Origin of the sequence: Streptomyces sp. NPDC093591 (genome assembly GCF_044764885.1) — a bacterium.
In the GTDB taxonomy this organism is placed as follows: Bacteria; Actinomycetota; Actinomycetes; order Streptomycetales; family Streptomycetaceae; genus Streptomyces.
On the sequence record NZ_JBIWIY010000017.1, the window covers coordinates 198,090 to 220,133 of the forward strand.

Genomic DNA, 22,044 nt, shown 5'->3' on the forward strand with positions numbered 1-22,044 from the left:
ACCCTCGCCGCCGGTGCCACAAGCAGGCGCCCGGGTCGGTCACGCTCCGCCGCTCGAAGAGGAACCGGCTCGTCCGGCCCGGGAACACGGCATGATCATGGGATGAATGGCGTGGAGGACCTGACAGGCGGTGGGGACGTGAGTGAGCAGGCGGAGATCTCGTCGCCGAAAGAGGCGGCGGACAACGCGCTGGTGCTGGCGTTCGGGCGGCTGCAGGGGGCCGCGAACAGGCTGGAGTACATCCTGGGGCGGGCCCTGGAGCGGGAGTGCGGCATCAGCCACCTGATGTTCGAGGTGCTGCTGATCCTCGGGCGGACCGGTGAACCGGGGATGCCGATGCGGGCCATCGCCCAGGAGCAGGTGCTGACCACGGGCGGTGTGACACGCCTCGTGGACCGGATGGAGGCGGCCGGGCTGGTCGAGCGCGCCGAGGACCCCGGCGACCGGCGCGGTCGGCTGGTGCGCCTGACCCCGTTGGGCGAGGAGACCACCGTGCGCGCGTCCCGGCTGCACGTGGAGAACATCCGCCGCTACTTCCTGGCGCCGCTGCCGCCCGAGGACCGAGAGCGGTTCGCCGAGAACCTGCGCCTCCTCAGCCACTCGGCCCGGGACGAGCTGCCTCGCCTGCCCTGAGGCGCTCATCGGGCTGCGGCCGATCGGCAGCGCCGGCGCACTGAGGAGAGCGGACAGAGGTGTGGCCACGGTTACACGAACATGGAAATATCTGACTCGTCAGCTACTGTTCTGTCAGATGAACCGCTCGCATCCGGCGGGCGCCGTGCCGAGGTTCTCCATGCAGCTCATCTACGTCTTCGATGCCTATTGCGGCTGGTCGCACGGGTTCTCCGGCACCCTGCGCGAGGTCGTCTCCCGCCACCCGGAGCTGCCGGTGGTGGTGGTCTCCGGCGGCCTGTTCACCGGGCCCCGCCGGCTGCCGATCGGCGAGTTCGGCCACGTCCGGGGCGCGAACGCCAAGATCGCCGAACAGACCGGCGCCGAGTTCGGCGACGCGTACGAGCGACTGATCGCCGACGGATCGTTCGTGATGGACTCCGAGGACGCCGCGCGGGGAGTCGCCGCCCTGCGGCGGATCGCCCCCGACCGTACGGCCGAGCTGGTCATGGCCATGCAGCGGGCCTTCTACGTCGACGGGCTGAGCCTCTCCGACCCCGCGACCTACCGGAAGCTCGCCGAGCAGGCCGGGCTGGACGCCGACGCCGTGGTCACCGCCTTCGAAGCCCCCGAGGCCCGGGCGGCGGCACAGGCCGACTTCCACCTCGGGGCCGAACTGGGCGTCACCGGCTTCCCCACCCTCCTCGCCGTCGACGGCGACCGTGTCACCCCCCTGGCCTACGGCCACGCCACCGCCGACGAGGTCGACGCACGGCTCTCGGCCGTGCTCACCCCCTGAACCTCTCCCCCGTCGCCACCCACCACGTCCCGTCAAGGAGCCACCGATGAGCACCCTGTCCTTCAAGGTCCTGGACCTGGACTTCCCGGCAGGCAGCAAGAACAAGACCGCCACCCTCGTCACCGGTGAGAACGAGGCCCTGCTCGTGGACGCCGCCTTCACCCGCGCCGACGGCCACCGCCTGGCCGCCGAGATCCTCGACTCCGGCAAGACGCCGGCGACGGTCTTCATCAGCCACGGCGACCCCGACTTCTACTTCGGCGCCGAGGTCATCGCCGACGCCTTCCCCGACGCGCGGTTCGTCGCCACCCCGCAGACGATCGAGCACATCCAGCACTCCTACGAGGGCAAGCTCAAGGCATGGGCGGCCCTGGGCCAGAACCTCCCCACCCGCCTGGTCGACCTCGAGCCGCTGACCGGCGACCTCACCCTCGAAGGCCACCTCTTCGAGCTCAAGGGCGGTCCGGCCGCGCTGCCCGACCGTCACTACCTGTGGCAGGCCGAGCAGCGCGCGCTGCTCGGCGGCGTTCTGCTCTTCCAGCAGGAGCACGTCTGGGTCGCCGACACGGCCACCCCGGCCGACCGCGCCGCCTGGATCGATCTGCTCGACGAGATGGCCGCCCTCCAGCCGGAGCTGGTCGTCCCCGGCCACCGCCTGCCCGATACCGCCGCCGACGCCTCCGCGATCACCGCGACCCGTGACTACCTCGTCGCCTTCGAGGAGGAGCTCGGCAAGGCCGCCGACGGTGCCGCCCTGACGGACGCCCTCGTCAAGCGCTACCCGGGCCACGGCATGGTCATCGCCGCGCAGATCGGCGCGAAGGTCGCCAAGGGCGAGATGAAGTGGGGCTGACCCCCATGGCCCACGACAGCACCGACTTCGCGACCTCCACCGCTCCCGCCGACGTCGTACGCCGCCAGTACCTGGCCTCGGCCAACCGTGACCTGGCAGCCCTGCGCGCCACCCTCGCCCCCGACGTCGAGTGGACGGAGATGGCCGGCTTCCCCCTCGCCGGCACCTATCGCACCCCCGACGGCGTCACCAGCAACGTCATGGAGAAGCTCGGCCAGGACTGGGACGACTGGATCGCCCACGACGACACCTATGTCACCGAGGGCGAGAACGTCGTCGTCCTCGCCCGGTACACCGCGACCAACAAGGCGACCGGCAAGGCGATCGACGTCCGCGTCGCCCACCACTTCACCGTCTGCGGTGGGCTGATCGTCCGCTTCGAGCAGTTCGTCGACACGGCCCTCGTCCGCGAGGCCATGGCCGACTGACTCAACTCCCCTCCCAAGGCCGGGTAGTTCGCTGCTCGGCGGGAGATCGCAGGGCAGCACCGGCCGCCGTCGTGACGCACGAGGGCGGCCGCACCCGCTGCGGTCGGCGCCTGACGGACGGGAAGCCCGCCACCGCCGGGAATCACCGCGCACCACCCGCTGTTGTCCGGGAGAGCAGCCCTGCCCGAATCCCAAGGAGGCCGAGCGTGTACGGCGACCCGGCGACAGTCCGCAAGATCCTCACCGAGCTCGGTGACACCTGGGCGATCGTGGGTCTGTCCACGAACGAGCGGCGTGCGGCGTACGGGGTCGCCGACGTCCTCCAGCGCTACGGCAAGCGCATCGTGCCCGTGCACCCGAAGGCGGAGACGGTCCACGGGGAGCCGGGATACCCCTCTTTGGACGCGATCCCCTTCGAGGTCGACGTCGTCGACGTGTTCGTCAACAGCGAGCTCGCCGGTGCCGTCGCCGACGAGGCCGCGGCCATCGGCGCCAAGGCCGTCTGGTTCCAGCTCGGCGTCATCGACGAGGCCGCGTACGACCGCGCCCGCGCCGCCGGCGTCGACATGGTGATGGACCGCTGCCCGGCGATCGAGATCCCGCGCCTGGGCTGACCGGGCGACGACGATACGCCGATTCCCCGCCGATCCACCGAGCCACCCCGGAGCCCTCCCCTCCCCACGTCAGCCGCCCCATAATGCTCGGGTGACTTCCACCTCCCCCCACACCAACTCCGGTGCCCCGCAAGGCTTCCCGGTCGTCATCGTCGGCGCCGGACCGGCCGGTCTCACCATCGGCAACATCCTGCGGGCGGCGTCCGTCGACTGTCTGGTCCTGGAGACCGAGACACGCCAGTTCATCGAGCAGCGGCCGCGGGCGGGGGTCCTGGAGGAGTGGGCCGTACGCGGACTCCAGCGGCGGGGCCTCGCGGACACCTTGCTGGAGCGGGCGCAGCGGCACACCGAGTGCGAGTTCCGGTTCGCCGGGGAGCGCTACCGGTTCGAGTACGGCGAACTCACAGGGGTTCATCACTGGGTCTACCCCCAGCAGTTCCTGGTCACGGACCTGGTGCGCGAGTACGCGGACGTGCGCGGCGGCGCCATACGCTTCGGCGTGCGGGACGTGGAGCTGCACGACCTCGACACCGACCGCCCCTGGGTGTCGTACACCAGCCCGCAGACGGGTCAACGGGAGGTGGTGCACTGTGACTTCGTGGCGGGTTGCGACGGGGCGCGCGGGGTGACGCGCACGGCGCTGCCGGCCGACCGTGCCCACATCTCCCGCAGCGACTACGGCATCGGCTGGCTGGCGCTGCTCGCCGAGGCGCCGCCGTCCTCCGACTGCGTCCTGTTCGGCATGCATCCGAACGGGTTCGCCGGGCACATGCCGCGCAGCGCCGAGGTGACCCGCTACTACCTCGAGTGCCCGCCCGGCGACGACCCGGAGAACTGGTCGCACGACAGGGTCTGGACGGAGCTGCAGCAGCGGCTCGGCGCGAACGGCGCGCCACCGCTGACGGAGGGGCGGCTGATCGAGAAACGCGTACTCGACATGCACAACTACGTGGTCGAGCCCATGGTGTTCGGCCGACTCTTCCTGGCCGGTGACGCCGCTCACCTGACCGCCCCCATCGCCGCCAAGGGCATGAACCTCGCCCTGCACGACGCCTTCCTGCTGGGCGACGGTCTCGTCGCCCACCTCACGAAGGGCGACGGCACCGGCCTGAACGGCTATTCGGAGGCCTGCCTCGGCCGGGTGTGGGACTACCAGGAGTTCTCCCACTGGCTCTCCGAGGTCTACCACGGCACGTCATCGGGCGACCCCTACCGCGCGGGCACCACCCTGGCACGCCTTCGCCGCATCTTCGGCTCCCCGACAGCGGCCAGGGCGTTCGCGGAGCAGTACCTGGGCAAGAACGCCGACTACTGACCACGCCTCGGGGTCCCCCCCCCCCCCCCCCCCCCGGTCAGTCGTGCAGGGGCCGGTCGCTGAGCCGGTGGTCCGCCACGTTCAGCGCCTCGTCGACGAGGCGGCGCAGATGGCCGTCGCGCAGGGAGTAGATCACCCGGCGCCCCGCCTTGCGCGTGTTCACCAGGCCCGCGAGACGCAGCCGGGCCAGGTGCTGACTGACGGCCGGCCGGGCCGCGCCGCAGGCCTCGGTGAGCGTCGTGACGTCGGCCTCTCCCGCCGTCAGGGCGTGCAGCAGCGTGAGGCGGGTGCGGTCGCCGAGCAGAGCGAGGAGTTCGGCGGCGAGCGCGAACTGTTCCTCGCCGGGGGTGCGCGGGTGCGCATCGTGCGCAGGTGACAGGTGCATGCGTGCGCTCATACGCACATAATGGCGTCGTGGGCGGTCACGCGTCCACTCCCATCGCACCTGAAGGGGATCGCTGTGAGCGACGGGCACGAGCACGAGCACCACGACCACCACGCCGATCACAGGCACACGCACGAGCACCACGAGCACGCACACGAGCACCCGCACGGGCAAGGGCACGGGCACCAGCACGAAGACGGGCACACCCCGTCCCCCCTGCGCCACCGCCTCACCCACCTCCTCAAACCCCACTCCCACGAGACCGCCGACAAGCTCGACTCCGCCCTGGAGTCCTCGGCCCGCGGCATGCGCGCGCTGTGGGTCTCGCTGGCCGTGCTCGGCGTGACGGCGCTGGCACAGGCGGTCGTGGTGGTCGTCTCCGGCTCGGTGGCGCTGCTCGGCGACACGGTGCACAACACCGCGGACGCGCTCACCGCCGTACCGCTCGGGATCGCCTTCATACTGGGTCGGCGCGCGGCGACGCGCCGTTTCACCTACGGCTACGGGCGGGCCGAGGACCTCGCGGGCATCGTCATCGTGCTGACGATCGCCGCGTCCGCGGCCTTCGCGGCGTGGACGGCCGTCGACCGCCTCCTCGATCCGCGCCCGGTGGAGCAGATCCCGGCCGTGGCCGTGGCCGCGCTCGTCGGGTTCGCGGGCAACGAGTGGGTGGCCCGCTACCGGATCCGGGTGGGCCGGGCGATCGGCTCGGCCGCGCTGGTCGCGGACGGACTGCATGCCCGGACGGACGGATTCACCTCACTGGCCGTCCTGTTGAGCGCGGGCGGCGCGGCGCTGGGGTGGCAACTCGCGGACCCGATCGTGGGGTTGGCGATCACGGCCGCGATCGTCCTGGTGCTGCGGGACGCCGCGCGCGAGGTGTTCCGGCGGGTGATGGACGCCGTGGACCCGGCCCTCGTGGACCGGGCCGAACAGGCGCTGCGGGAGGTCGGGGGCGTACGCGAGGTGGGCGAGCTTCGGCTGCGCTGGATCGGGCACCGGCTGCGCGCCGAGGTGGCGGTCGTCGTGGACGGCGAGGCGACGGTACGGCAGGCGCACGCCATCGCGGTCGACGCCGAACACGCCCTGCTGCACGCCGTCCCCCGGCTCACCGCGGCCCTGGTACACGCGGATCCGGCACCGGTGCCGGGCGAGGCGGATCCGCATCTCGCCCTGGCGCACCACACCGCGGCCTGAGCTCAGGCGACGCCGAGCCCCTCCAGTACGACCGCCCCCGGAATCTCCGCGAACGCCTTGCCCGGCACCAGCAGTTTGCCGCGCCGGCGCCCGCTGCCGACCAGGACGTACGGGAGGTCGACGACGGCCGAGTCCACCAGCACCGGCCAGCCGTCGGGCAGTCCGATCGGGGTGATGCCGCCGTACTCCATGCCGGTCTCACCGGTCGCCGTGTCCATCGAGGCGAACGACGCCTTGCGGGCGCCGAGTTGACGGCGTACGACGCCGTTCACATCGACCCGGGTGGTGGAGAGGACGACGCACGCGGCCAGCGTCGCCTCGCCGCCGCGCTTACCCGCGACGACCACGCAGTTCGCGGACTGTTCGAGCAGTTCCCGCCCGTAGTGCTCCACGAAGACGGCGGTGTCGGCCCACTCGGGGTCGGTCTCGACGTAGACGATCTGGTCGGCGGGGACGCTGCCGCTCCAGTGGCGTACGGCGTCGGCGACCGGGCGGGTGAGCTCGTCGAGGCAGTCGGGGGCGGGAGTGGCGTTGTCGAAGTGACCGATGGGTGCGTCCATGAGCGCACGCTAACAGCACCCGGCAGGCCGTCGGCCGGGAGTCTCAGCGGACGGGCGGCACCGACACCGCGAGCACCCACTCCGCCGGGACGTCGCCCTGATTGCCGTACGTGTGGGGGGCGTTGGCCTCGAAGGTGGCGCTCGCCCCGGCCGGGACGCGGTACTCCGCGTCCTCGACGGTGAGGGTCAGCTCGCCCGCCGTCACGTGGACGATCTCGAAGGTGCCGACGGGGTGCGGGTCCGAGCTGCTGCTCTCGCCCGGCATCATCCGCCACTCCCACATCTCCAGCGGGCCCGGCGCCTCGGTACCCGCGAGGAGCCTGCTGTAGCTGCCCGCGTCGGTGTGCCACAGCCGCACCACCTGGTCGGCCGAGACGACGCGCACCTTCGGGCCCTGCTCGTAGTCCAGCAGAGTGGTGATGCTGATCCCGAGCGCGTCGCCGATCTTGATCACCGTGCCGAGGCTGGGGTTGGTGCGCGCCTGCTCGATCTGGATGAGCATGCCGCGACTGACGCCGGCCCTGGCCGCGAGCACGTCCAGGGTGAAGCCGCGCACCGAGCGCCAATGCTTGACGTTGCGCGCCAAGGACTGGGTCAGCAGGTCGAGGTCCGCCACGTTCCGCCCATCGTCGTTCCGGCCATCGCTGAGCCGCCCACCACTTCCGAAGTCAAATATTCTGGATGACAGGGTTCAGTTCACTGCACTACGGTGAGGTGCACCCCATCGCGCACCGAACTGTACTGCGAGGCCCTCGTGACAGCACTCTTCGCCCTGGCCACCAGCCTGTTGTGGGGGCTGGCCGACTTCGGCGGCGGACTGCTGGCCCGGCGCACCCCGGCGCTCACGGTGGTGGTCGTCTCACAGGCGATCGCCGCGGCCGTGCTCGGCGTGATCGTGGTGGCCACCGGTGGCTGGAGCGAGGCCGGCGACCAGCTGTGGTTCGCGGTGGCCGCCGGTGTGGTGGGCCCGGTCGCGCTGCTCTGCTTCTACAAGGCGCTCGCGCTGGGCCCGATGGGCGTGGTCTCCCCGCTCGGCACGGTGGGGGTGGCGGTCCCGGTCGGTGTGGGCGTCTTCGTCGGTGAGCGGCCCGGCCTGATGCAGATCGCGGGGATCGCGGTCGCCGTGCTGGGGGTGGTGCTGGCGGGCGGGCCGCAACTGCGGGGCGCCCCCGTGCAGCGGCAGGCCATCCTCCTCACGCTGATCGCGGCCTTCGGCTTCGGTGCGGTGTTCGCGCTGATCGCGGAGGCGTCGACCACCGTCACCGGCCTGTTCCTCGCGCTCTTCGTGCAGCGCGTGGTCAACGTCGCGGCGGGCGGCCTCGCGCTGTACGTCTCCGTGCGGCGGGGCGGCACCGCCCTCCCGCACGGCGGCTTCCCCTGGCGCTCACTGCCGGCGCTCGCCTTCGTCGGCCTCGCCGACGTCGCGGCGAACGGCACCTATGTGGTCGCCGCCCAGCACGGCCCGGTCACCGTGGCCGCCGTACTCGCCTCGCTCTACCCCGTGGTGACCGCCCTGGCCGCGCGCGGCATCCTCAGGGAGCGGTTGCGTGCGGTGCAGGCGGCGGGTGCGGGGCTCGCGCTGGTCGGCACACTGCTGCTGGCGACCGGCTGACTCAGGTCTCCGCGTCCACCTGGGCGAGTCGAGCAGCGGCTTCGTCGTCCAACGCCGCCAGTTTCGCCGCCGTCTCCTCGTCCAGCCCGGCCAGCGCCTGCAACTGATCGGGAGTGACGCCGTCGGGGATCGGCACCGGCGCCGGGGTCCGCAGCGGCGGCTGCCAGCCGTCGTCGGGCGTCCAGCGCCGTACGACCCGGGCGGGCGCCCCCGCCACGACGGCATGGTCGGGCACGACGCCCCGGACCACCGCACCGGCCGCGACCACGACGTTCCGCCCGATCCGCGCGCCGGGCAGGATCACGGCCCCGGTGCCGATCCAGCACCCCGGGCCGATCTCGACCGGCTCCATGCGCGGCCACTGCCTGCCGATGGGCTCGTGGGGATCGTCGTACGAGTGGTTCGTCGACGTGACGTAGACGTACGGCCCGAAGTAGCAGTCGCTTCCGATGGTGACCGTCGTGTCGGCGATGACATGGCTGCCGCGGCCCAGGACGACGCCGTCCCCGATGCGCAGGATCGGCTCCGGGCCGAGGTCGAGGTCGGGCATCAGACCGGCGGTCAGCGTCACCTGCTCGCCGACGATGCAGTGGGAGCCGAGGTGGATCCAGGGTTCGCCGAAGACCGTGCCGAGCGGGAAGGCGAGCCGGGTGGCTTCGCCGATCGAGCCGAAGCGGAAACGGCCGGGGTGCTCGGCGGTCACCGAACCCGTGCGCTGCGCCCAGGCCCAGCCCGCGTGGACGGCGCGCTGCGCGAGGCCGCGCCGCCAGGACGAGAACGTGTTCTTGCGCTTGAGCACCCGCTTACCGTACTGACCGTTCGGCGCCCTCATGAGGTGCGGGGGCTGTGATCTTCGCCCCACCGGGTGGCGGTAGCGTTCCGGTGTACCGCGGACGACAGGAGACGGTGATGACGCACAAGGCGCTGATCAAGGGCATCGGCGGCAGGGAGCCGAAGATCGACACGGAGGCTTTCGTGGCGCCCACGTCCGCGGTGATCGGGGATGTGACGCTGGAGGCCGGGGCGAGCGTCTGGTACGGCGCGGTGGTGCGCGGTGACGTGGAGCGCATCTCCGTCGGGGCTCAGTCCAATGTCCAGGACAACTGCACGCTGCATGCCGACCCCGGTTTCCCGGTCAGCATCGGGGCGCGGGTGTCGGTCGGGCACAACGCCGTGGTGCACGGGGCGACCGTCGGGGACGACTGTCTGATCGGCATGGGCGCGACCGTGCTGAACGGCGCGGTGATCGGGGCGGGGTCCCTGGTCGCCGCGCAGGCGTTGGTGCCGCAGGGGATGCAGGTGCCGCCGGGGTCGCTGGTGGCGGGGGTGCCGGCGAAGGTGAAGCGGGAGCTGACCGAGGAAGAGCGCCAGGGTGTGACGCTCAACGGAACGATGTATGCCGAGTTGGCGAAGGCGCACCGGGAAGAGCACGGGGCGTAGAGGTCGTAGCCGGCGCGGTCCGCGAGTGATGTGTGGCTGATCGCGCCCACGGCGGCGGAGCCGCACATCGATACGGCACCGCTCCCCTGAAGGGGCGCCTCAGTCCCCGGCGGCCACGGGCTCTGGCTCGTGCTGTGCGACCTGGGCCTTCTTCGCCTTGCGCTTGAGGATCAGCATCGACGTCAGGCCGATCAGGACCGCCGCCACCAGGCCCAGCCACGAGAAGCGCTTCAGCCAGGACTCGGCGACCACGCCTACGTAGTAGATGACCGCGGTCGTGCCGCCCGCCCAGAGGATGCCGCCGAGGACGTTGGCGATCAGGAACTTCCAGTACGGCATCCGCAGGACGCCCGCGAGGGGGCCGGCGAAGATGCGGAGGAGGGCGACGAAGCGGCCGAAGAAGACGGCCCACATGCCCCACTTCTGGAAGGAGCGCTCGGCGGTGGCGATGTGGCCCTCGCTGAAGTGCTTGGGGAATTTCCCGCCGAGCCAGGCCAGGAGTGGGCGGCCGCCCTTGCGGCCGATGGCGTAGCCGATGGAGTCGCCGATGATCGCGCCCGCGGTGGCGCACGCGCCGAGCACGACCGGGTCGATCTCACCGTGCTGTGAGGCGAGCAGCGCCGAGGAGACCAGAATGATCTCGCCGGGCAGCGGGATGCCCAGGCTCTCCAGACCGATGACCACGCCGACCAGCAGATAGATGGCGAGCGGGGGCACCGTTTCGAGCCATTCCTGGACGTGCAACGCCGCTTCCTCTCATTGCCTGGACTCTGTGTTTCCCGGCGCACGCTCGACTGTGAGCGTGCGCCGGGGCAGCCTACCCGCTCTGAGTGACGGTCTCGGTGTCCCACAGGTTGCACTGGTGCTCACGGTGCACGGCGGTACTCAGTGCGTTACCGCCCGCGGAGCCCGTCCGCAGCGTCAGCACCGTCCCGGGCCGGGTCGGCATCACGGGCTGGCCGGCGGCCCGCGGCACCCCGTCCCGGACGAAGGAACCCCAGTACTGGATCATCTGCCGCGCCAGCGTCCGCTGCTCGGCGTTCAACGGTGACCGAAGGCCGAAGTGCTTGAAGAGGTACTGCACCTCGTTGACGTGGGTCGCGCCGAAGTCGAAGTCGGTGTCGAGGTTGCGCAGGGAGGCGAAGGGCGGGGAGGCGCGGTCGGCGAACTCGTACGCGTAGACCCTGCCGCGTCCGGCGAGCGTGCCGTCGAGGCGGAGGGCCGGGCAGGCGAACAGCTGGTCGCCCTGGGCCGTGGCGTAGGCGATGGTCGGGGAGGGGTACGACGAGAGGGGGTAGCGCGCGAGCGCCTCCTCGCCGTAGTCCGCCCGCATGACCGTCGGGTACTGGTCGGCGGTGAGCGGGGTGCCGTTCAGGTCGAAACGGGCGAAGGCGAACAGCCGGCCCTCGTCCTGGTTGGCCCCGTTCATGACCGGCACACCGGCCGCTGCCCCCTGCGCGAACGCCTCCTCCGGCTGCCGCGGCAGGAAGTCGCCGCCGGCCACCGGCGCCCAGTCGAAGCCGCTCTGGGCGGCCAGGACCTCGTCGGCCGGCTTGGCGCGCAGACAGGCCAGGTCGGCACAGCCGAGTTTCCGCGCGAAGGCGGCGCCCTGCGCCACGGCCGTCTCGTGCGCACGCGCCCCGCAGTCGCCGTACGCCCCGCTCTGGATGATCCCCGCCCGGAACAACCCCTTCGCCCTCGGCGAGGCCAGCTGGGTGCAGACCGAGCGGCCGCCCGCCGACTCGCCCGCGATGGTCACGCGGCCCGGATCGCCGCCGAACCGGCCGATGTTGGTCCGCACCCAGCGCAGTGCGGCCTGCTGGTCGAGCATGCCGAAGTTGCCGGAGACCCCGTCGCGTGCCTCGCCGTCGAGACCTGCCGTGGCGAGGAAACCCATCGCCCCGAGGCGGTAGTTGACGGTCACGACGACGGTGCCGGTCTGCCGTGCGAAGGTGTCGGGGACGACGTCCTGACCGGCCCCGGCGGTGAGGCCTCCGCCGTGGAACCAGACCAGTACGGCCCGGCGTGCGGCGCCTTCGGGGACGTACACATTGAGGTCGAGACAGTCCTCGGTGTGGCTGGGCCGCTCGTAGCCGGGGTCCCAACTCGTGCCCTGCACGCACTTGTTGCCGAAGCCCCCTGCCGGACGCACCCCTTGCCAGGGCCGGACCGGCCGCGGCTCCTTCCAGCGAAGCCTGCCGACGGGCGGCTCCGCGTAGGGGATGCCGAGGAACTGCCGTCCCTCGGCGGTGGTTTCGCCTCTCACCCAGCCCGCATGGGTACGGACGACAGGGGGATCGGCGGCCTGCGCCGGTACGGGAGTGATGAGCACGGCCACGAGGGCCGACAGCGCGACGGACATACGACGGATCACCGGTCCACCTCCAGCTGCTGAGTGCGGCGGGAAAACTATGAGCGCCGGTGGCTCGTGTCAATGAAGTGAACGAGAAACGGCTGAATGGCACCAGGAGTCGAAGGAGGGGCCACCCCGGCGGAGTGGCCCCTGAGCCCCCTTGACTAGTGGAGGGCGGAATCGACCGTCGTCGTGGCGGTGCCGACGACGGCGGACACTGTGGCCGGCGCGTCGGCCGGGAGGGCCACGACGGCATCGACACGGGTGGCGGGTTCGGCCTGACCGCCGGCGAGGGAGCCCGAGTCGGAACCGGAGCCGGAATCGTCCTGGACGTAGCGCGTCTCGTACTGCGGCTCCGTCTCCTCCTCCAACTGGTCGGACTCGTCCCGCGGGGAGTCGGCCTCGGGTGGCACGGGGGCGGCGGCGTCCGGGGACTCGGGCTCGGGCTCTGCAGGCGTGCCGTGCGCCCGCTCCTCATCCGGGTTCTCCCCCTTCTCCCCGGGCCCGGCCTTCCGTACGTCCGCGAGGCGACCGTCGAGCAGCCAGCGTTGCGCCGGGGAACCGTCCCGTTCGGTGACGACCACGCTCTCGCCCTTGCCGCACGCGACCGCCAGCCCTTCGGACCGGCGCAGCAGGAGCTCCCCGTGGACGGTGAGGTCGTAGCTCACCTCGCCTGCGTGCGCGAGGCAGTCGGCCAGGACGACGGTGCCCGCGCCGGGGTCGGAGTCGAGGCAGTAGGCGGGGGCGGCGGCGCTGCGCAGCAGACCGTCGCCCTGGTACGACCACTGCTGGGACGCGGCGGACGAGCATTCCGCCAACTGGGCTCGGGCACCGCTGCGGACCTTGCCGTCGTGGAGGTCCAGGCACAGACCGCGGTCGAGGTTGCGGAGCCTGCCCTGGGCGATCGCGACGGGTTCCTCGGCCGAGGCGGCCGATGGTGTTCCGCCGGACGGGGACGAGGGCGGGGAGACGGCGCCGGGCTGGACGGACCGGCCGCTGGGCGCGCCCCAGGTGGCCCCCTGGTCGGGAGCGCCGTTCTCCTCGGACCAGCCCTTGACGGTGAGCACGGTCACCAGCAGGGCGAGGGAGGCCACGCCGACGCCCACCGCGACGGCCTTCGCGCGTCCGCGCGGTAAGGGAAGAGGTGCCGGGCGGTGCCGTCCGCCGCGGCGGGGGCGGGCGTCGGGCGCCGATCCGGAGCCGCCTCGCCCGGGCCGGGAGTCGAGATAGCGCCGGGCGCCCCAGCCGAGCACGGTTTCGGCGAGGAGCACTTCGAGGCCGCCCTCGAAATGGCTGAGCTGCTCCGCGGCGTGCCGACAGTAACGGCACTCCATCAGATGCTGCTGGACATCGGGCAGCAGGGCCCCGCCGCGGCGAATGGGGACGTCGAGGAGGCGGTTGTAGTAGCGGCATTCCCGGGTGGGCGCGAGTTCGCCGTGGGCGCGGACACAACCGCGCCGGAATTGCTCTCGCACTCCCTCCAGCGCGGCCGACGCGGTGCCCGCGTCCACCCCCAGCAGACCGGCGGGTATGGTTATCGGTTCCGCCTCGACCTCGGTGTGCCAGAGGAGGCATTGCGAGGCCCCCGACAGCGCCCGGAATGCACGCTCGGCGATTTGCCGCCTTTCGGGCGTCACGGACCGCGCGGCACGCAGCCCGCGCCCTCCGGTCGGTTTGCCGAGTTCCGGCAGGAGGGCGGAAATGCCGTCATCGGCGGCCCACTCCTTCACCATGTCCCGTACGGCGGCGAGGAGTTGGGGGCGCAGCGCGCCGGGGGCGGGCCTGCCGAGCACACGGTGGAACGCCGCTGCGGCCACCATGGAGGCCGAACTCGCCGTGGACACCAGGCAGATGGACGCGTAGTCGTACGTGGCGCGCCAGTGCCGGGCCATCAGCAGGGCGACGGCACGGGGGGCCGTCGCGGCCTGCCCCAGGCTCGCGAGGAGATTGCGGTCGGACTCTCCGGGGCTCACCCCGGGTCGTGGCGGGTACGGCGGTCGTGGGGGGTAAGGGGACTGCACTGAACCATTTCCTTCCCAGCCGCAGAACGGCATGCGAAATGCGCGTCCGTCGGAAAAGCAGGTGCCTGATTGGTGCATACCTATGCCGCGTCACTTGTGGACCGGCTATCGGGTCGCTCACTTTTGCACAAGCGATGCACAGGAACAAGAAGTTCGAGTGACCAATGTTCAAAAGGCGGGGAATTCAGAAAAGTTACCGGCGGTATCGGCACCAGCTTTCGACATCGCCGACGAACCGGCGCCAAGTTGTGTGCGCCCGAGAACCATTGGTCCACGGAATCTTCAACTCCGCTTGTCGCACAGCAAGCTCCGAGGTTCCTCTCGGCGCGCTCTCATCCCCGTGTACCAGCATGAGCCGCATGATCGTCCCCCACACGACACCCACCCCAGATTCGGACGGCACGGCCCGTACCCCCCGCGCGGTGCGCAAGGCGGTCGTCCCGGCCGCCGGCCTCGGCACGCGGTTCCTGCCCGCGACGAAGGCGACGCCCAAGGAGATGCTGCCGGTCGTCGACAAGCCGGCAATCCAGTACGTCGTCGAGGAGGCCGCGGCGGCCGGGCTCGACGACGTCCTGATGATCACGGGCCGGCACAAGCGGGCCATCGAGGACCACTTCGACAACGCCTTCGAGCTGGAGCAGGCGCTCACCGCCAAGGGCGACTCCGTACGCCTGGACGCGGTGCGCGACCCGGCCCGGCTCGCCGACATCCACCACATCCGCCAGGGCGACCCGCTAGGACTCGGTCACGCGGTGCTGTGCGCCCGTCATCACGTCGGCGACCAGCCGTTCGCCGTCCTGCTCGGCGACGACCTCATCGACCCGCGCGAGACCCTGCTCAGCCGGATGCTGGAGGTCCGCGACCGCTACGAGGGCAGCGTGGTCGCCCTCATGGAGGTCCCGCCGGAGCAGATCCACCTCTACGGCTGCGCGGCCGTCGAGCCGTCCGGCGAGGACGGCGTGGTCCGCGTGACCGGCCTGGTGGAGAAGCCGTCGCGCGAGAACGCGCCGAGCCACTACGCGGTCATCGGCCGCTATGTCCTCGACCCGGCCGTCTTCGGCGTCCTGGAGCGCACCGCGCCCGGCCGCGGCGGCGAGATCCAGCTCACTGACGCTCTCCAGGAACTGGCGACGGGCGGCACGGTCCACGGAGTCGTGTTCGACGGGTTGCGCTACGACACCGGCGACAAGGCGGACTACCTGCGCACGGTGGTACGGCTGGCGTGCGGCCGGGCGGACCTGGGCCCGGAGTTCACGGCCTGGCTGAAGGAGTTCGTGGCGGGTCTGGAGAACGGCGGCGAGCAGGAGCGGAACCGGCTCGCCGCTTGAGCGTTCGCCAGGCCACCGCCCGCTCGCACGAAGAGGCCGTTCGCGGCACGAGGAGGCCGCCCGCGGCACGAAATGGCACAGGGGCCCCACACGGGGCCCCTTCCTACTGCCGTACGGCCGGCTCAGCCGTTCGGGCGCAGGGTCCAGACGACCGTCATCTCGCCGGTCACGGCCCCGTCGCCGCGCCGGATCTCGATCGCCACGGGGAACTCGGGCCGCTCCCCCGCGTCCAGCTCCGCGACGACGTCGGCAGCGGGGCGGCCCAGCGTCGCGGTGGCGGTGACGGTGCCCATGGCGAGCTTCTTGTAGGCGATCTCGGCCCGCACCGCGAGCGGCACGGCACGCGAGAGCTGGTCGCCGAACGCGGCCAGCACGATCGTGCCACTGGCGGTCTCGCCGAGCGTGAACATCGCGCCGGCGTGCGGCCCGCCCACGTGGTTGTGGTACTCACCCTGGTCCGGCAGAGCCACCACGGCCTTCTCCGGCGTGGTCTCCAGGAACTCGAGGTTCAGGGTCCGGGCCATCGGCACGGTGGCGGCGAGCATCTCGCCGATCGACATCTGGTCTGCGCTCATGGCGGCCATGTTACCCACGAGTAGAATCCGGGGAACAGGCCTGTGTGACGAGCGTCGTGTCACAGCCCGAAGCGGCGAGTGCCGTGCAGGGCCGCTCCCCCGCCGCTGGAACCCGCCTCGCCTCAGCCGATACTGAAGGCCCCGTCGGGGGGCTCGGGTGACGGTACGGCGTCCGCGTCCCGCACCGGCCGCGCGCCGCCGATGAACCGGCGCAGGGCCGGACCGTGCTCGACGCGGGCCGGAAAGGCGTCGGAGGCGGTGAGCCGGGCCAGGGCGGCCGTGTCGAGGGGCCGGTGCGCGGCGATGAGCACCGCGTTGCCGAAGCGCCGCCCGCGCAGGACGCCCGGTTCGGCGATCAGCACCAGCTCCTCGAACAGCGTGGCACAGGTGGCGAGTTGGGAGCGTAGGAAGGCGAAGGGCGCGGCATCGGCGAGGTTGGCCAGATAGACACCGCTCCCCCGCAGCACGCGCGCGGCGTGCCGGACGTACTCCACCGACGTCAGATGTGCCGGCACCCGTGACCCCCCGAAGACGTCGGCGACGAGCACGTCGACCGAGTCGTCCGGGGCCGCCTCCAGCCAGGCACGGGCGTCCCCGGCGTGCAGCCGGATGCCGGCCCCGTCCGGGACCGGCAGCTGCTCGGCGACCAGCTCCATCAGCCCCCTATCGGCCTCGACGACGTCCTGCCGCGAGCCGGGCCGGGTCGCCGCCAGATAGCGCGGCAGGGTGAGTGCCCCGCCTCCGAGGTGCAGCACGTCCAGGGCCCGCCCGGCCTCGGCAACGGTATCGAGCGCATGCCCGAGTCGGCGCGCGTACTCGAACTCCAGGTACTCGGGTTCGTCGAGATCGACGTACGACTGAGGAGCCCCGTCGACCGTGAGCAGCCAGGCCCGCTTCCGATCGACGTCGGGCATCAGCTTGGCGGTGCCGTAGTCGACGGACCGGGTGACGGGTATGGGGTCATTCACCTTCATATTGTGCCGGGGATTCCTTACGGGGAGCACGGAGAGCGCCCCTCAAAGGGGCGCGGGGCTGTGTCGATATGCGGCTCCGCCGCGTGGGCGCGACCAGCCACAACGGCCCCGCAGCCCCACGCGGCGAGCCACCCTCACACGACGGCAGTCACGGTCCCCGCCCCGACAGTCCGCCCACCCTCACGGATGGCGAACCCGAGCCCCGGCTCCAAAGGCACCTCCCGCCCCAGCTCAACAGTCATCGTGACCGTCTCCCCGGGCCGGGCTACACCCACCTCGCCGAGGTCGATGTCCCCCACCACATCCGCCGTGCGGATGTAGAACTGCGGCCGGTACCCACTGGAAACCGCCGTCGTACGACCGCCCTCACGCGCGGACAGCACATACACCTGCGCGGTGAAGCGCCGACTCGGCACCACACTGCCCGGCGCGACGACCACGTGCCCCCGCCGGACCGCGTCCCGGGGAACCCCCCGCAGCAGCAACGCCACGTTGTCCCCGGCCTGCGCCTCGTCCATCGGCTTGCCGAACGTCTCCAGACCGGTGACCACGCTCTCCAGCCCGGCCCCGAGCACTTCGACCCGGTCACCCACCCGCACGGTGCCCCGCTCGACGGCCCCGGTCACCACCGTCCCCCGGCCGGTGATGGTGAGCACGTTCTCGACGGGCAGCAGGAACGGCGCGTCCACATACCGCTCCGGCATCGGAACGTAGGTGTCCACCGCGTCGAGCAGCGCCTCGATCGACGCCGCCCACTTCGGGTCCCCTTCCAGCGCCTTCAGCCCCGAGACCCGTACGACGGGCGCGGCGTCGCCGCCGTAGCCGTGCTCGGTGAGCAGGTCGCGGACCTCCAGCTCGACCAGGTCGGTGAGCTCCTCGTCACTCGCGTCGGCGTGTGTGAGGGCGACGACGATGTGGTCGACGCCCACCTGCCGGGCGAGCAGTACGTGTTCGGCGGTCTGCGGCATGATCCCGTCGAGCGCGGAGACGACGAGGATCGCCCCGTCGAGCTGCGCGGCGCCGGTGACCATGTTCTTGACGTAGTCGGCGTGGCCCGGCATGTCGACGTGCGCGTAGTGGCGGGTGTCGGTCTCGTACTCGACGTGCGCGATGTTGATGGTGATGCCGCGCGCGGCCTCCTCCGGCGCCCGGTCGATACGGTCGAACGGGACGAACTCCGTGTTGGCGGCGGATCCGCGCTCGGCGAGGACCTTGGTGATGGCGGCGGTCAAGGTGGTCTTGCCGTGGTCGACATGGCCCATCGTGCCGATGTTCAGATGCGGTTTGGTGCGCACGTATGCCGTCTTGGACATGGCTGTACCTCGAAGTCTCTGCGTAGAAGAGGGGACCCCAAGGACTCGCCGACCCTCCCCCTGCGGGGTCCGCCGGACTGTCCGGAGAGGGTCAGCTTCGAGCGCCGTCGGCTGCGGTCAGGAAGACCGGAACGGCAGCCTTCGGAGCATCCGCGACTGCGGATGCTGCGAGGACGAAGGCGTGCCGGAACATGAGGTCGATCATCGTCGACGGCGTGCCCGACGTCGAATGGTTTTTCGTGGATGAGGAGTTCGCGGCCTGCGCCAGGTTCCGCCGCGGCTCACGCCCCGATGTTCTTCAGCGCCTCCCGCACCGACAGCGGCGCGAACCGCCCTCGCTCCCGCGCCAGAAAGGCCCGTACGGCCTCCGGGTCGGTCTTGGCGTACTCGCGCAGGCACCACCCGATGGCCTTGCGGATGAAGAAGTCGGGGTGCCCGGACTGGCGCAGGCAGTAGCTGAAGAGGCGTTCGGTATCGGTGCGTTCCTTGTAGCGCAGCTGGTGGAGCAGCGCGGTGCGGGCGACCCACAGGTCCTCGTCGACGATCCAGGCGTCCATGTCCGCCGTGAGCTTCGGGTCGGCCGCGACGAGCCCGCCGACGACGTGCGCGGCGAGCGCGTCGACGGTGTCCCACCAGGGGACGGTGGTGACGAGGTGCCGGGCCACCGGCAGGAAGCCGGAGGAGCAGCGCCCCACGTGGCGGCGCAGATAGTCGACGGCGAAGTAGTGGTACTCGCGCTCGGGCAGTTGCCAGCAGCGCAGCGCGACGGCGGTGCAGTCGGTCTCGTCGGGGCGCGGTGTCCCCTGAAGGACGGTGCGGGACAGGGCACGGCGCTCGGGGGTGGGGATGCCGAGGAAGGGGGCCACGTCCTTCATGTACGCCCGGGCGGTGACGGCCCGATGCGGATCCGCCGCGGCGGCGTAGGCGGCGGTGAGCCGCTCCAGAACCGTGTCGGCGAGAACGCTGCGGGGAACTTGCAACGTTCCCGCACCTGTGACGCGCATGAGACGAACCATACGGCGATCACACATCTTCGTCAGTTACTGTCGCCGAATGCTCGACGATGCCACCACCCGCTCTGGGGGCACCGCAACGGCCCCTCCCCGGGCCGCCGCCACGGAGCTCGCCGTCAGCGTGCCCCTGCCGGCGCCCATGCCCGCAGGCTTCACCACGCGCTGCTCGAGAGTGCTGTTCTCGCCGTGGGCGCGGCTGTCCCTGCTCGTGGTGCTGCTGGCGGCGGCCGCGTCGTCCGTGCTGCTCTTCGAACCGCAGAAGCTCCTGGCGAACGGCTGGCCGCCGCACGTGGAGGGCGGGGCCGCGGTGGTGTTGTTCGCGGTGGCGTACGGCCTGGTCACGGTGGCATTCGTGCCGCGGCCGCTGCTGAACCTCGCGGCGGGCGCGCTCTTCGGCTCCGAGTGGGGCATCGGCGCGGCCCTGGCGGGCACGGTGCTGGGGGCCGGCCTCGCCTTCGCGCTGGGCCGGCTGCTCGGCCAGGACGCGCTGCGCCCGTTGCTGCGGGGCCGGTGGCTGAAGGCGGCGGACGGCCAGTTCAGCCGGCACGGCTTCCGCTCGATGCTGGCGGTGCGGCTGTTCCCCGGGGTGCCGTTCTGGGCGGCGAACTACGCCGCGGCCGTCTCCCGCATGGGCTACCTCCCGTTCCTGCTCGCGACGGCGCTCGGATCGATCCCCAACACCGCCGCGTACGTCGTCGCAGGCGCCCGTGCCTCCGCTCCGACCTCGCCGGCCTTTCTGATCGCGCTCGCCTGCATCGCCCTGCCGGCGCTGGCGGGCGTGGTGGTGGCCTGGTGCAAGCGCCACCACCTGCGGGGCCGCTGAACCGTGGCGCCGCCCTCGGGACCGGCTACCGGCTACACCGTTTCCAGGATCATCGCGTTGGCGAGGCCGCCCGCCTCGCACATCGTCTGCAGGGCGTAGCGGGCGCCGCGCTCGCGCATCGCGTGCACCAGGGTCGTCGTCAGCCGGGTTCCACTGGCGCCGAGCGGGTGGCCGATCGCGATCGCGCCGCCGTGGACGTTGACCTTGGCGAGGTCGGCGCCGGTCTCCTGCTGCCAGGCCAGCACCACGCTGGAGAAGGCTTCGTTGACTTCGAACAGGTCGATGTCGTCGAGGCGCAGGTTCGCCCTGCGCAGAACCTTCTCGGTCGCCGGGACGACTCCGGTGAGCATCAGCAGCGGGTCGGATCCGGTGACGGCGAAGCTGTGCAACCGGGCGAGCGGGCGCAGGCCGAGCCTGGCGGCGGTCTCGCTGGAGGTGATGAGCACCGCTGAGGCGCCGTCGTTGACGGGGCTGGCGTTGCCCGCGGTGACGTTCCACTCGATCTGCGGGAAGCGCTCGGCGAAGGCCGGGTCGTAGTAGGCGGGCTTGAGGCCGGCGAGGATGTCGGGGGTGCTGCCGGGGCGGACGCACTCGTCGCGCGAGACGCCCTGCAGAGGCGCGACCTCGGCGTCGAAGAGGCCCTTGTCCCAGGTCTCGGCCGCCTTGCGGTGCGAGGAGACGGCGAACGCGTCCATCTGCTCGCGCGTGATCGACCATTTGGCGGCGATGAGCTCGGCGCTGATGCCCTGCGGGACGAGGCCCTCGGGGTAGCGCTCGGCGATGCCGGGGCCGAAGGGGTCCTTGCCCGGTGGCACGTTGGACCACATCGGCACGCGGCTCATCGACTCCACGCCACAGGCGACGACCAGGTCGTAGGCGCCCGCGATGACGCCCTGGGCGGCGAAGTGCACGGCCTGCTGGGAGGAGCCGCACTGGCGGTCCACGGTGGTCGCCGGGACCGTCTCCGGGAAGCCCGCCGACAGGGCGGCGTAGCGGGTGGTGTTCATGGCCTGCTCGCCGACCTGGTCGACGGTGCCGCCGATGACGTCGTCGATGAGCGCCGGGTCGACGGCTGAGCGTTCGACCAGGGTGCGCAGGGTGTGGGCGAGGAGTTCGACGGGGTGGACGTGCGCCAGGGAGCCGTTCGGCTTGCCCTTGCCCATCGGGGTGCGTACGGCTTCGACGATGACTGCGTCGCGCATGGTGCGGGCCTCCTTGGCCGCCGGGGCGATTACCAGTGAGTAGGAAATCCGAACTCACCATAGCCCGGCAGGTTGGAAAATCAAACCCATTTAGTTGGAAACCCGAACCCTCCCCTAAACTGAGCGCCATGGCCGCCACCAAAGACCCGCGCCCCTGTTCCATCGCCGACGCCCTGGCGCTCGTCGGCGAGAAGTACTCCCTGCTCGTCCTGCGCGAGGTGTGCCTCGGCAACGGCCGCTTCGACCAGCTCGTGCGCAACATCGGCGCCCCGCGCGACATCCTGGCCACCCGGCTGCGCCGCCTCGTCGACGCCGGCATCCTGACCAAGCGCGCCTACAGCGAGCGCCCGCAGCGGTACGAGTACCGGCCCACGCAGGCAGGGCTGGAACTGGAGCCGGTCCTGATGACCCTCATGGCGTGGGGCGACCGCCATCTCCGCAAGGACGACGACCACCCCATGGTGATCGAGCACGTCTGCGGCAACGAACTGGTCCCGCTCGTCACCTGCCGGGCGTGCGGCGACCCGGTGCAGCACGAGGACCTCACGGCCCACCCCCAGGCGCCCGGATGGACGGTGGCGGGACCCTCGGCGGCCTGATCCGGCACGACCGCGTCCACCGCACCCG

24 protein-coding genes are annotated in these 22,044 nt (G+C 71.6%); 12 read left to right on the forward strand and 12 right to left on the reverse strand.

Features of this window, described 5'->3' with window-relative positions:
- Nucleotides 1-138 precede the first annotated feature (138 nt).
- The 6 genes from ACIREI_RS32565 (at nt 139) to ACIREI_RS32590 (ending at nt 4,621) form a co-directional block, all read left to right on the forward strand.
- The gene (locus ACIREI_RS32565) at nt 139-633 is read left to right on the forward strand and encodes a MarR family winged helix-turn-helix transcriptional regulator (RefSeq protein ID WP_403340462.1); all 495 of its coding nucleotides are present in this window, start codon (nt 139-141) and stop codon (nt 631-633) included.
- A gap of 160 nt (nt 634-793) precedes the next feature.
- The gene (locus tag ACIREI_RS32570; protein WP_403340691.1) at nt 794-1,411 is read left to right on the forward strand and encodes a DsbA family protein; all 618 of its coding nucleotides are present in this window, start codon (nt 794-796) and stop codon (nt 1,409-1,411) included.
- A 46-nt stretch (nt 1,412-1,457) separates the two neighbouring features.
- Nucleotides 1,458-2,264, forward strand: a complete 807-nt coding sequence (locus ACIREI_RS32575) for an MBL fold metallo-hydrolase (RefSeq protein WP_403340465.1) — start codon at nt 1,458-1,460, stop codon at nt 2,262-2,264.
- Nucleotides 2,265-2,269: 5 nt separating this feature from the next.
- Nucleotides 2,270-2,692, forward strand: a complete 423-nt coding sequence (locus ACIREI_RS32580; protein ID WP_403340468.1) for a nuclear transport factor 2 family protein — start codon at nt 2,270-2,272, stop codon at nt 2,690-2,692.
- Nucleotides 2,693-2,898: 206 nt separating this feature from the next.
- A complete protein-coding gene (locus tag ACIREI_RS32585; protein ID WP_403340471.1) occupies nt 2,899-3,306 on the forward strand; it encodes a CoA-binding protein in 408 nt (135 codons plus the stop codon).
- A 91-nt stretch (nt 3,307-3,397) separates the two neighbouring features.
- Nucleotides 3,398-4,621, forward strand: coding sequence for a 4-hydroxybenzoate 3-monooxygenase (locus ACIREI_RS32590; protein WP_403340473.1), 1,224 nt, complete (start codon nt 3,398-3,400; stop codon nt 4,619-4,621).
- A 37-nt stretch (nt 4,622-4,658) separates the two neighbouring features.
- On the opposite strand, the gene ACIREI_RS32595 is transcribed toward ACIREI_RS32590, so the two are convergent.
- Complete coding sequence (locus tag ACIREI_RS32595) at nt 4,659-5,018, reverse strand: ArsR/SmtB family transcription factor (protein WP_403340476.1); 360 nt, start codon at nt 5,016-5,018, stop codon at nt 4,659-4,661.
- 63 nt (nt 5,019-5,081) lie between these two features.
- Between ACIREI_RS32595 and ACIREI_RS32600 the strand changes: the two genes are divergently transcribed.
- Nucleotides 5,082-6,203 carry a cation diffusion facilitator family transporter gene (locus ACIREI_RS32600; RefSeq protein WP_403340479.1) on the forward strand — a complete coding sequence of 374 codons (1,122 nt, stop codon included), beginning with the start codon at nt 5,082-5,084 and terminating at the stop codon, nt 6,201-6,203.
- A 2-nt stretch (nt 6,204-6,205) separates the two neighbouring features.
- On the opposite strand, the gene ACIREI_RS32605 is transcribed toward ACIREI_RS32600, so the two are convergent.
- Nucleotides 6,206-6,763 (reverse strand): YbaK/EbsC family protein, encoded by a 558-nt coding sequence (locus ACIREI_RS32605; protein ID WP_403340480.1) that lies wholly within the window; start codon nt 6,761-6,763, stop codon nt 6,206-6,208.
- 43 nt (nt 6,764-6,806) lie between these two features.
- A complete protein-coding gene (locus ACIREI_RS32610) occupies nt 6,807-7,379 on the reverse strand; it encodes a helix-turn-helix domain-containing protein (RefSeq protein ID WP_403340483.1) in 573 nt (190 codons plus the stop codon).
- Between the two features lie 138 nt (nt 7,380-7,517).
- On the opposite strand from ACIREI_RS32610, the gene ACIREI_RS32615 reads away from it, so the two are divergent.
- Nucleotides 7,518-8,375 carry a DMT family transporter gene (locus ACIREI_RS32615; protein WP_403340486.1) on the forward strand — a complete coding sequence of 286 codons (858 nt, stop codon included), beginning with the start codon at nt 7,518-7,520 and terminating at the stop codon, nt 8,373-8,375.
- A 1-nt stretch (nt 8,376) separates the two neighbouring features.
- Here the strand turns inward: ACIREI_RS32615 and ACIREI_RS32620 are convergent, their stop codons facing one another.
- Nucleotides 8,377-9,174 (reverse strand): acyltransferase, encoded by a 798-nt coding sequence (locus ACIREI_RS32620; protein WP_403340489.1) that lies wholly within the window; start codon nt 9,172-9,174, stop codon nt 8,377-8,379.
- Between the two features lie 110 nt (nt 9,175-9,284).
- Between ACIREI_RS32620 and ACIREI_RS32625 the strand changes: the two genes are divergently transcribed.
- A complete protein-coding gene (locus ACIREI_RS32625) occupies nt 9,285-9,815 on the forward strand; it encodes a gamma carbonic anhydrase family protein (RefSeq protein ID WP_403340492.1) in 531 nt (176 codons plus the stop codon).
- Nucleotides 9,816-9,914: 99 nt separating this feature from the next.
- Here ACIREI_RS32625 and ACIREI_RS32630 read toward each other — a convergent pair whose 3' ends face one another.
- The 3 genes from ACIREI_RS32630 to ACIREI_RS32640 form a co-directional block, all read right to left on the reverse strand.
- Nucleotides 9,915-10,559: a DedA family protein gene (locus ACIREI_RS32630; protein WP_403340495.1), complete on the reverse strand. Its 645-nt coding sequence runs from the start codon at nt 10,557-10,559 to the stop codon at nt 9,915-9,917.
- Nucleotides 10,560-10,632: 73 nt separating this feature from the next.
- Complete coding sequence (locus ACIREI_RS32635) at nt 10,633-12,189, reverse strand: carboxylesterase/lipase family protein (RefSeq protein ID WP_403340498.1); 1,557 nt, start codon at nt 12,187-12,189, stop codon at nt 10,633-10,635.
- Nucleotides 12,190-12,332: 143 nt separating this feature from the next.
- Nucleotides 12,333-14,060: an RICIN domain-containing protein gene (locus ACIREI_RS32640; protein ID WP_403340694.1), complete on the reverse strand. Its 1,728-nt coding sequence runs from the start codon at nt 14,058-14,060 to the stop codon at nt 12,333-12,335.
- Nucleotides 14,061-14,548: 488 nt separating this feature from the next.
- Here ACIREI_RS32640 and galU point away from each other — a divergent pair, with 488 nt between their 5' ends.
- A complete protein-coding gene (gene galU / locus ACIREI_RS32645; RefSeq protein ID WP_403340501.1) occupies nt 14,549-15,517 on the forward strand; it encodes a UTP--glucose-1-phosphate uridylyltransferase GalU in 969 nt (322 codons plus the stop codon).
- 122 nt (nt 15,518-15,639) lie between these two features.
- Here galU and ACIREI_RS32650 read toward each other — a convergent pair whose 3' ends face one another.
- The 4 genes from ACIREI_RS32650 to ACIREI_RS32665 form a co-directional block, all read right to left on the reverse strand.
- Nucleotides 15,640-16,077 (reverse strand): DUF4442 domain-containing protein, encoded by a 438-nt coding sequence (locus ACIREI_RS32650; protein ID WP_403340697.1) that lies wholly within the window; start codon nt 16,075-16,077, stop codon nt 15,640-15,642.
- A gap of 137 nt (nt 16,078-16,214) precedes the next feature.
- Nucleotides 16,215-17,060, reverse strand: coding sequence for a spermidine synthase (locus ACIREI_RS32655; protein WP_403340503.1), 846 nt, complete (start codon nt 17,058-17,060; stop codon nt 16,215-16,217).
- Between the two features lie 140 nt (nt 17,061-17,200).
- Complete coding sequence (tuf, locus tag ACIREI_RS32660; protein WP_403340506.1) at nt 17,201-18,379, reverse strand: elongation factor Tu; 1,179 nt, start codon at nt 18,377-18,379, stop codon at nt 17,201-17,203.
- 281 nt (nt 18,380-18,660) lie between these two features.
- On the reverse strand, nt 18,661-19,383 hold the full coding sequence (locus ACIREI_RS32665) for a DNA alkylation repair protein (RefSeq protein WP_403340509.1): 723 nt from the start codon (nt 19,381-19,383) through the stop codon (nt 18,661-18,663).
- A gap of 49 nt (nt 19,384-19,432) precedes the next feature.
- Between ACIREI_RS32665 and ACIREI_RS32670 the strand changes: the two genes are divergently transcribed.
- A complete protein-coding gene (locus ACIREI_RS32670) occupies nt 19,433-20,215 on the forward strand; it encodes a TVP38/TMEM64 family protein (protein ID WP_403340512.1) in 783 nt (260 codons plus the stop codon).
- Between the two features lie 32 nt (nt 20,216-20,247).
- Here ACIREI_RS32670 and ACIREI_RS32675 read toward each other — a convergent pair whose 3' ends face one another.
- Nucleotides 20,248-21,417, reverse strand: coding sequence for a thiolase family protein (locus ACIREI_RS32675; RefSeq protein ID WP_403340514.1), 1,170 nt, complete (start codon nt 21,415-21,417; stop codon nt 20,248-20,250).
- Between the two features lie 128 nt (nt 21,418-21,545).
- On the opposite strand from ACIREI_RS32675, the gene ACIREI_RS32680 reads away from it, so the two are divergent.
- Nucleotides 21,546-22,016, forward strand: a complete 471-nt coding sequence (locus ACIREI_RS32680) for a winged helix-turn-helix transcriptional regulator (protein WP_403340517.1) — start codon at nt 21,546-21,548, stop codon at nt 22,014-22,016.
- Nucleotides 22,017-22,044: the final 28 nt, after the last annotated feature.

Coding starts and splice junctions, on each gene's coding strand:
- ACIREI_RS32570 (WP_403340691.1), top strand. CDS start 794: ATGCAGCTCATCTACGTCTTCGATGCCTATTGCGGCTGGTCGCACGGG.
- ACIREI_RS32575 (WP_403340465.1), top strand. CDS start 1,458: ATGAGCACCCTGTCCTTCAAGGTCCTGGACCTGGACTTCCCGGCAGGC.
- ACIREI_RS32580 (WP_403340468.1), top strand. CDS start 2,270: ATGGCCCACGACAGCACCGACTTCGCGACCTCCACCGCTCCCGCCGAC.
- ACIREI_RS32595 (WP_403340476.1), bottom strand. CDS start 5,018: ATGAGCGCACGCATGCACCTGTCACCTGCGCACGATGCGCACCCGCGC.
- ACIREI_RS32605 (WP_403340480.1), bottom strand. CDS start 6,763: ATGGACGCACCCATCGGTCACTTCGACAACGCCACTCCCGCCCCCGAC.
- ACIREI_RS32625 (WP_403340492.1), top strand. CDS start 9,285: ATGACGCACAAGGCGCTGATCAAGGGCATCGGCGGCAGGGAGCCGAAG.
- ACIREI_RS32640 (WP_403340694.1), bottom strand. CDS start 14,060: ATGGCCCGGCACTGGCGCGCCACGTACGACTACGCGTCCATCTGCCTG.
- galU (WP_403340501.1), top strand. CDS start 14,549: ATGATCGTCCCCCACACGACACCCACCCCAGATTCGGACGGCACGGCC.
- ACIREI_RS32650 (WP_403340697.1), bottom strand. CDS start 16,077: ATGTCGATCGGCGAGATGCTCGCCGCCACCGTGCCGATGGCCCGGACC.
- tuf (WP_403340506.1), bottom strand. CDS start 18,379: ATGTCCAAGACGGCATACGTGCGCACCAAACCGCATCTGAACATCGGC.
- ACIREI_RS32665 (WP_403340509.1), bottom strand. CDS start 19,383: ATGCGCGTCACAGGTGCGGGAACGTTGCAAGTTCCCCGCAGCGTTCTC.
- ACIREI_RS32670 (WP_403340512.1), top strand. CDS start 19,433: ATGCTCGACGATGCCACCACCCGCTCTGGGGGCACCGCAACGGCCCCT.
- ACIREI_RS32675 (WP_403340514.1), bottom strand. CDS start 21,417: ATGCGCGACGCAGTCATCGTCGAAGCCGTACGCACCCCGATGGGCAAG.
- ACIREI_RS32680 (WP_403340517.1), top strand. CDS start 21,546: ATGGCCGCCACCAAAGACCCGCGCCCCTGTTCCATCGCCGACGCCCTG.